The following is a 7,626-nucleotide window of genomic DNA, read 5'->3' on the forward strand; positions in this document are numbered from 1 at the left end:
CCTGCGCAAAAAGGATATCATGCCGCCGAGTTTTCACACAGCCTCGGCCGTTCACGACCGTTGAACTCTAGCTTTTCGTGCCGGGGTGCCTCGCCGCGATCAAGAAAAAGACAGAGCGGAAAGCCGTCCTCAGCTACAAGCTTTGGCCATGGCGGAGCACGACTTGACCTTCTCATCTCTCTGCTCAGTCATCCGTCCTTGCCCCCGCCCGGATCGAACGCGTCCTTCTATATCAGCAGTGAATGAAACAACGCTGCTGAGCATGATATGACCAAGAGCCCCCGCCGCCTTCCTGACCACCGCCATCGAGAAGTCGGGCCTGACCCAACGCGAGATCGCGCAACGCGCGGGATTTCCCAAGCCGAATGTGCTTTCGATGATGAAGACCGGCGAGACCAAGGTGCCGATCGAACGCATTCCGGCGCTTGCCGAAGCATGCGATGCAGATCCGATCGACTTCGCGCGCATTGCCATGCGCGAGTACCACCTGGAGGTCTGGGGCACGCTGAACTTGGTATTCGATCCGAAGCTTACGAACGCTGTATTGCTGCTCTGACTGCGTGCGTAGTCGTAGCGCAGCCGTGGCGAACTTGTCCCATAAGGCGTCCTTCCATTCCAACGAATGGATCGCACCTTCAAAACCTGGGATCAAACACCGCTGAGATCCCAGGATTTGCAGGAGCGCCAGGACGAGGCGGTCCGACAGCGCGGAGGATCAGGGAAAGGCGTCCAGTACAGCCGCCGCGGCGGCTTCGGCAGCGGCGCGATCCCGCATCGGAGTAGGACTGAAGATGAACATGACACGCCCGCCACGGTGCCAAACGGTCAGCTGACCAATCTCGCCTACCCAGACAGCGGCATCGCCGATCTGTCGCTCCTCGATGACCGCTGCGTTGCCAATGGTGTCCTTGAGTTCGCTGACCATTTGCGCTCGCAGGGTTGCGGCATCCGGCCCGTTCGCGGCGAGGCGTTCGCGCACCATCAAGGTCATGCGTAGGGATAGGTCCGGTGTGTCAGCCGAGCACAGGCTTAACCGAACCTGCGCGTTCTCCATCAAAATCCCGGGCACATAGCTGGTGCCAGCGCCCAATGTTGCAGCGATATTGATCTCTTCCAAGATGTCACACGCGAAAGGCAGGTTTGTGTCGGCCATAGCAGGCAGCCCGGTCAACAGGGCCAGAACAGTCGCAACGCTTTTCATCGGACTACCTTTGCACCAGTTCGACGCGGCGGTTCAATGCGCGCCCCTCGTCGGTTTGATTCTCGGCAACAGGGGCCAATGGGCCCACGCCTGCTGGCTCCAACCGGGCCTGTGCGATCCCGTATTGTCCGGTCAAGGCCAGCACAACCGAGCTCGCCCGACGCTGAGATAGATCAATGTTGTACTCATAGCCTCCGGTCATATCGGTGTGACCAACGATGAAAACCTGTCTGTCGGGTTCCGCCGCGAGGAATTTGGCGATTTCTTGCAGGGTGGGGGCGGACTCGGGTGTCAGCGCGTCGGAATCATGGGCGAACTGAACGCCGTACAGGGACACGCGCCCAACCGTTTCAAGACTGAGGGCCATTTCCTCGGCTGACACCAACTCCATTCTACGGGTAAGCGCTTCGCCCTCGATCACGTCCAGGAGGATCAGAGTTTTCTCCGACAGCTCCGGAAAGTGATCAAATGTCTCGAACGCTACGTAAATTGAAACGGTTCGGTTGGTTTCTGAATTGGTCGCAACGAGATAGCGATGATCGTCGCGCGGCAGGCTGAACACACTCGCCGTTATCCGGCCAAGTGTCTTCAGTTGAGCATCGCGCGGGTACAGATATTGCGACATCGCGCTGGCAGGTCCGCAGTCTTGCCCTCCGCAGACATAAAGCATTTCGTAGCCTGCCTCGGTCAACTCGGCCTCGTAGTTTCGGATGACTTCCAGTGGCGACCGGTCCCCTGGCACGAGGTAGATCACGCGCGTGCGCGGTCCTTCCAGCGTGACGCTCGTTTCAGGGCCGTCATAGGTGACCTTGCTCATTGGCACGGACAGCTCGTCGAAACCCGATTGATCGTAGCCAATGATAAAGGCCCCCTCAATGCGCTTCAACTCGGGCGGATCACTGGTACCGGGGGCATCAGACAGGATATCCTGCGCGAAAGCAGGGGCCGCCAAACCAATTATCAGTGCAAGTGCTGGAAAAATGCGCATGACAGCTTCCTTTCAGTGAAATGGCAGCGCTTGCGGAGGCCGCGAGATGTGCTCAACGTAGAAACGCGAATTCCATCGCTGAGGACACAGTCGTTCATTTGAATTTGTGGAGCATTGATCCTGGTCAAGCGCTTTCGGCGAAGCGTAACTCTATGCTACACGAAGCATCCGGCAGTTTGGGCTCGTTCCGGTCATTCTGCTGCTTCCACGAAGGTCCGCTCGGGTTCGTACACGATTGTTAAACTCGCGCAGACCACTCTCTCGGCTCGCGGCGACCGATGTCAGGCAGGCCAGCACAGACAGCCGTCTCAACGACAAGCTTCCGCAGGGTCAGACCACGACGCGGCCTTTCATCGCCTCGCTCGATCCTTCGCCCTTGCCCCAGCCCGGATCGCACGCGTCCTTCTATATCAGCAGTGAACGAAGCAAACTGTTGAGCATGACATGACCAAGAGCCCCCGCCGCTTTCCTGACCACCGCCATCGAGACCTCGGGCCTGACGCAACGCGAGATCGCGCAACGCGCGGGATTTCCCAAGCCGAACGTGCTGTCGATGATGAAGACCGGCGAGACCAAGGTGCCGATCGAACGCATTCCGGCGCTTGCCGAAGCCTGCGACGTGGACCCAATCGACTTTGCCCGTATCGCCATGCTCGAGTATCATCCCGAGATCTGGGGCACGTTGAACCTGGTTTTCGATCCCAAGCTTACGAACGCTGTATTGCTGCTCTGACTGCGTGCGTAGTCGTAGCGCAGCCGTGGCGAACTTGTCCCATAAGGCGTCCTTCCATTCCAACGAATGGATCGCACCATCAAAACCTGGGATCAAACACCTAGGACCGGTGCTCCGTGTGTATCGGCAAGTATGGTGCGCTGGCCGCAAGGTCGTGAATGCCGACCATGCGGTCATTCTCGGCAATGCAGCAAACTCTGCACATCTCCTTCATCAGCAGTCCAAGCAGAAGAGAAGCAGACGGTCGCTGCGGCTTTGTCAGAGGGAAGGTCAGCTGACGAAGCAGACATGTGTCTTTGTCGATCTGGGTCGTGGCAGCTCACATCGGGGCTGGCAGGCTCCACCGAGCACCACGTTTTGCCTGCCAGGCTCGTATCACTCGGCAATTGCAAGCAAGCCGACACCATGTGGGGTGCAGAATTCTGCAAAGGTCCATTCAGGCTTGGCGTTTTCTTCGAGGATCAGGTCGATCACCCGTTCGTAACGAGCGCCATACTGCTGCAGCATCGTCACTTGCGTAGCAGTATCAGCGGGTAACTCGACTTGCTCTCCGTTCACGCTCACCAATGCAACCGCCGGGCAACTCTCCGGGACTGCCTCTGCAGCACTTGCCAGGATCGTCACCGTCAGCCCGAAAGAGGCGACAAACGCTGCGGATTCGGTAATACTTTTCATTGTGCACTCCATTGCATTGGTTGAGTTCGAAACGCCCTTCGATGGCGAGCGTCTGCCTCCAGTGGGGCGTTACAGCGACGACGAAAGTCACGAAAGCGGCCACGAAAAAATGCTGAAATCACGTGAAACTATTGATATTATGGGGTTTTGTTTTCATCAGCAGCCAAATGAGTTGCGTGACCCCGACGGCAATCTGGTGCCATTGCGCCCGCAATCGCTTCACGTGTTATCGGTTCTGAGCGAACAGGCCGGGGCGCTCGTCACGAAAGACAACCTGATGCAGCGGGTCTGGCCGGACACCCACGTGACCGACGACAGCCTCGTTCAGTGCATCTCGGAAATCCGGAAGGCTCTCGGTCCGGAGGCGGGCGCTCTCCTGCGAACGGTGCCGAAACAGGGCTATTGTCTCGATGTGTCGTCCGATGGGTCGCATCGCGCGTCCCTACTAACACCCGCGCGGATCGCCATCCTGGCGGTTGTCGCGGTTGTCGCTCTGGCTGCTCTGTTGTTCACGCCCCGCGAACCGGTCGCATCAAACGTGCAATCGATCGCCGTTCTGCCTTTCGAGAATCTGAGCGGCGACGCAGCGCAGTCATATTATTCCAACGGCCTCGCCGAAGAGCTGATCGTCGATCTTTCCAGGATCGCCGACCTCAGGGTCGTATCACGCGCCGCTTCGTTCTCGGTCGCCCAGCAAACAAGCGATCCGCGACAGGTCGCAGATGAGTTGAACGTTTCCTACCTCGTGGAGGGGAGCGTGCGACGCGAGGGGAACACCCTGCGGATCACTGCGGCGCTTATCGATGGCGCGAGCGGCGAAAACCTCTGGGCCGATAGCTATGCGGGGGCCGAAGCCGAGGTGTTCGATTTCCAGGAGAGGGTACTCTCCGAACTCGTGCGCGTGTTGTCGGTCCGACTGTCGCAGCAGGAGCGCGAACGCCTGGGGGTCCGGGGCACGCGCGACGTGGACGCCTTCGACAATTACCTTCGCGGAATGGAGCTGGCCGGTTTGCTGACGGCAACCGACAATCGTCGGGCGGAAGAGACCTTTTCCGAGGCGATCCGGCGCGACCCTTATTATGCCGCAGCCCATGCCCAACTGTCGATCGTGCTGAGTATGCGGGCCGAATACGGCTGGACGAGCGACGTGACGAACACGGTGGCGCGGGCGGTGCAACACGCGGAACGGGCCGTGGCGCTGTCACCCGATCTGCCCTTTGCCCATTTCGCGCTCGGACGCCTCCTGTCCCGCAGCTTCGTTGCGGACTTGGCCGGAGCCAGCGCCGAATTCGAGAGGGCCATCGCACTCGACCCCAACTACACGGATGCCTACGCGTTTTACGCAATCGTGCAGATCGCCGATGGGCGCGCGGCGGATGGGCTAAACACCATCTCGGAAGCCTTCGCACGCAACCCGATCCCACCGTATTGGTACTACATGCCGCTTGGGCTGGCGAACTTCTTCCTTGGTGACTACGAAGCCGCAGAGGCCGCGCTGACCGAACTCCTCCAGCGCAACGCGAACCTGCAGAACGCCCTGCGGCTCCAGATCGCAACCTATGGTCACATGGGCCGGTTGGACGACGCCGATTGGCTGGTCATGGAATACGAGGCTCTGGGCGTCCCCGCCACGATCAGCGACATCATGCAGGTGATGGCAGTCGAACACCCTCCGTACCGAGAGGCCGTCATTCAAGGGCTGAGGCTGGCCGGTTTGCCGGAATAGGCGGTCCAAGTCGGTGCCATAAACTGAAACACGGTCGCTGGGCCGTTCTGGTTTGGGCTCAGTGCGGACATCTCACGAGATCGCTCAAATTTTGGCTTAGCAGGCCGCCTGTCTCATCAACGACATCTTCTTTCGGTTGAAGTGGCTATTCTTGCTGCACTTCAAGGCCGGGAGCGGAAGTCTCACGATAGGGCGGCGTCAGATCGATCCGAGGTAGTAACCGATAGCCTCCACCAATTCGGTTTCCTCGTAGCCGAAATGGGAGCGTACGACCTCTTCCAATTTTCGGAATGTGTTTGCGGCCTGAACGAAATTTACCTCTGAGGGGTCTTCCGCCAATGTGTGTGCCGCACGGCTCAGGCGGATGATCAACTCATGGACGACCTCGTGCTCTGCCTTCAGCTTCGCCACAATCTCGCGAAATCTGCCGGCACCCGCCGCCTCAATCCGGGGGAACATGTCGGCGCTTTCAATGTCGTGGTGAAACTTGAGCACTTGGCATTCACGGCCACAAAGCGATCCGAACGCTCGAAAATTCTCAGCCATATCGAGTGAAAGCACGAGCCGCTTCAAGTGCTCAGGCGGAGCGTCCCTCGCTTCGATCCGTGCCAGGACCGCGCCGATTTGAGCCATTTCTCTAAGGTAGTGACTGTGGATTGCGGCCAGTTGTCGGCCTTGGCGACGGTGTATGTCCGTTGCCTCCGGCACTGGCGGCGCTTTGGGACGGTCAGCCTCGTCGAGGCTCAGTTCATCCAGCAATTGATTCGAAAGATCAGTCGTGACGGACACATTGGCCAACTGCAGGCCAAGTCAAGGACGTCCGCTTCGGGCTCTCCACGGCCAATCGCCGCGCCGACCATGAACGGCAGCTCACGATTCAGGGAAAAATGCTGCGCGAGCTAAGTGGCTATGCACCGTGAACGTCCGGAAAGCGCAGGAAGTGGACCTATTGACCACGGTGGCTTTCCGACGAAGTCCTTGTCCTGTGAACAGTTTCGGTGTCGGTTGACGCCATGAAGCTCAGTGGACCATTCCTTTTCATACTTGCCACGCTCATGATTGATGCGATTGGCATCGGGATCGTGTTCCCGATCATGCCCGACCTGATGATCCGGGTCGGCGCCGATAGCACGGCCGAAGGGGCATTCTGGGGCGGAGTTATGATGTCGGCCTATGCCGCGGCCATGTTTCTGTGTGGCCCGGTGGTGGGTGGCTTGTCTGATGCATATGGGCGAAGGCCAGTTCTGATCACAGCACTTGTGACGTTGACAATCGACTACGTCATCATGGCTATGGCACAGACCTACTGGGTCCTCCTTGTGGGGCGTGTTCTGGCGGGGATGGCGGGTGCGACCTACATCACTGCAACGGCCTACATCGCGGACATTGCCGAAAAGCATGAGAGATCCGCGGGTTTCGGGATGATCGGTGCGGCCTTCGGGATCGGCTTCGTCCTTGGGCCTGCGCTAGGCGGTCTTGCGTCGGGATGGCACATCACCGCGCCTTTCTGGATCGCTGCGTTGCTCTCGGCGATGAACGTGGCATTCGGTGTGTTTGTTCTGCCTGAATCGCTCAGGAAGGAAAACCGCCGCCCCTTCGGGAAACGGGACATCAATCCCTTTGGCGCCATAACGCGGGCTTTCGTTGTTCCCGGACTCGCCGTTCCGCTCATTTGCATCTTTGTGTTCGAGTTCTCCAATATGGTGTACCCGACACTCTGGGCATTCTGGGGGCGGGAGGTATTCGGCTGGAGCGGTTTCACGATCGGGCTGAGCTTGTCTGCCTACGGCGTCCTGATCGCGGCGGTACAGGCAGGACTCCTACCGCAGCTGACGCGGCACCTGGGCGACTTCAGGACCCTAGTGATCGCGACCCTCGCTGCGGTGATTGGGATGGTCGGCTTCGGGTGCGCCACTGCGGTATGGGTCGTTGCAATCTTTTTGCCCATCGCTGCGATCTCTGACATGGCGCCACCAGTTATGACCGCATTCGCAGCCAACAGGGTCGGTGAAGACCAGCAAGGTCTGGTCCAGGGTGTGATCGCGTCTCTATCATCCGTGGCGGCGGTGGCGGCACCTCTGATGATGACGGGTATCTTCGAACGATTTGTGCGCGGCACTTGGCTCTACTTTCCAGGCGCACCCTTTCTCGTCGCGGCACTGATGGTTGTCGCGATTGTTCCGCTGGTATTTCGCCTGAGGTCTTCAAACCCAATCAGATTAATCAGTAGTTCACCAGCGTCTGCTTTGCGGATATTTCGTTGAAAAACTATGGTTGTCGGACGGGCTGATCGCTGATTCAAT

Annotated in this window: 8 protein-coding genes; 4 read left to right on the forward strand and 4 right to left on the reverse strand. The window is 58.9% G+C overall.

Annotation, left to right across the window (positions count from 1 at the left end):
• Nucleotides 1–292 precede the first annotated feature (292 nt).
• Nucleotides 293–556, forward strand: a complete 264-nt coding sequence (locus AX756_RS24095; RefSeq protein WP_156461671.1) for a helix-turn-helix domain-containing protein — start codon at nt 293–295, stop codon at nt 554–556.
• 159 nt (nt 557–715) lie between these two features.
• Here AX756_RS24095 and AX756_RS24100 read toward each other — a convergent pair whose 3' ends face one another.
• Both AX756_RS24100 and AX756_RS24105 read right to left on the reverse strand, forming a co-directional pair.
• Nucleotides 716–1,201 (reverse strand): hypothetical protein, encoded by a 486-nt coding sequence (locus tag AX756_RS24100; RefSeq protein WP_068318294.1) that lies wholly within the window; start codon nt 1,199–1,201, stop codon nt 716–718.
• A 4-nt stretch (nt 1,202–1,205) separates the two neighbouring features.
• Nucleotides 1,206–2,189, reverse strand: coding sequence for an OmpA family protein (locus AX756_RS24105; protein ID WP_068318297.1), 984 nt, complete (start codon nt 2,187–2,189; stop codon nt 1,206–1,208).
• Between the two features lie 469 nt (nt 2,190–2,658).
• Between AX756_RS24105 and AX756_RS24110 the strand changes: the two genes are divergently transcribed.
• Nucleotides 2,659–2,922 carry a helix-turn-helix domain-containing protein gene (locus AX756_RS24110; protein ID WP_156461672.1) on the forward strand — a complete coding sequence of 88 codons (264 nt, stop codon included), beginning with the start codon at nt 2,659–2,661 and terminating at the stop codon, nt 2,920–2,922.
• Nucleotides 2,923–3,297: 375 nt separating this feature from the next.
• Here AX756_RS24110 and AX756_RS24115 read toward each other — a convergent pair whose 3' ends face one another.
• Entirely contained in the window at nt 3,298–3,597 is a 300-nt protein-coding gene (locus AX756_RS24115) for a hypothetical protein (RefSeq protein WP_156461673.1), read from the reverse strand.
• A 172-nt stretch (nt 3,598–3,769) separates the two neighbouring features.
• Here AX756_RS24115 and AX756_RS24120 point away from each other — a divergent pair, with 172 nt between their 5' ends.
• Nucleotides 3,770–5,323 (forward strand): winged helix-turn-helix domain-containing tetratricopeptide repeat protein, encoded by a 1,554-nt coding sequence (locus AX756_RS24120; RefSeq protein ID WP_163886857.1) that lies wholly within the window; start codon nt 3,770–3,772, stop codon nt 5,321–5,323.
• A gap of 198 nt (nt 5,324–5,521) precedes the next feature.
• Here the strand turns inward: AX756_RS24120 and AX756_RS24125 are convergent, their stop codons facing one another.
• The gene (locus tag AX756_RS24125) at nt 5,522–6,112 is read right to left on the reverse strand and encodes a hemerythrin domain-containing protein (protein WP_156461674.1); all 591 of its coding nucleotides are present in this window, start codon (nt 6,110–6,112) and stop codon (nt 5,522–5,524) included.
• A 224-nt stretch (nt 6,113–6,336) separates the two neighbouring features.
• Here AX756_RS24125 and AX756_RS24130 point away from each other — a divergent pair, with 224 nt between their 5' ends.
• Entirely contained in the window at nt 6,337–7,587 is a 1,251-nt protein-coding gene (locus AX756_RS24130; protein WP_068318308.1) for an MFS transporter, read from the forward strand.
• Nucleotides 7,588–7,626 lie beyond the last annotated feature (39 nt).

It is taken from the genome of Aliiruegeria sabulilitoris (assembly GCF_001558155.1).
Lineage (GTDB): Bacteria > Pseudomonadota > Alphaproteobacteria > Rhodobacterales > Rhodobacteraceae > Tropicimonas > Tropicimonas sabulilitoris.

Excerpts from the sequence above, each read along its gene's own strand:
- AX756_RS24100 (WP_068318294.1), bottom strand. The coding sequence starts at position 1,201 with ATGAAAAGCGTTGCGACTGTTCTGGCCCTGTTGACCGGGCTGCCTGCT.
- AX756_RS24105 (WP_068318297.1), bottom strand. The coding sequence starts at position 2,189 with ATGCGCATTTTTCCAGCACTTGCACTGATAATTGGTTTGGCGGCCCCT.
- AX756_RS24115 (WP_156461673.1), bottom strand. The coding sequence starts at position 3,597 with ATGAAAAGTATTACCGAATCCGCAGCGTTTGTCGCCTCTTTCGGGCTG.
- AX756_RS24130 (WP_068318308.1), top strand. The coding sequence starts at position 6,337 with ATGAAGCTCAGTGGACCATTCCTTTTCATACTTGCCACGCTCATGATT.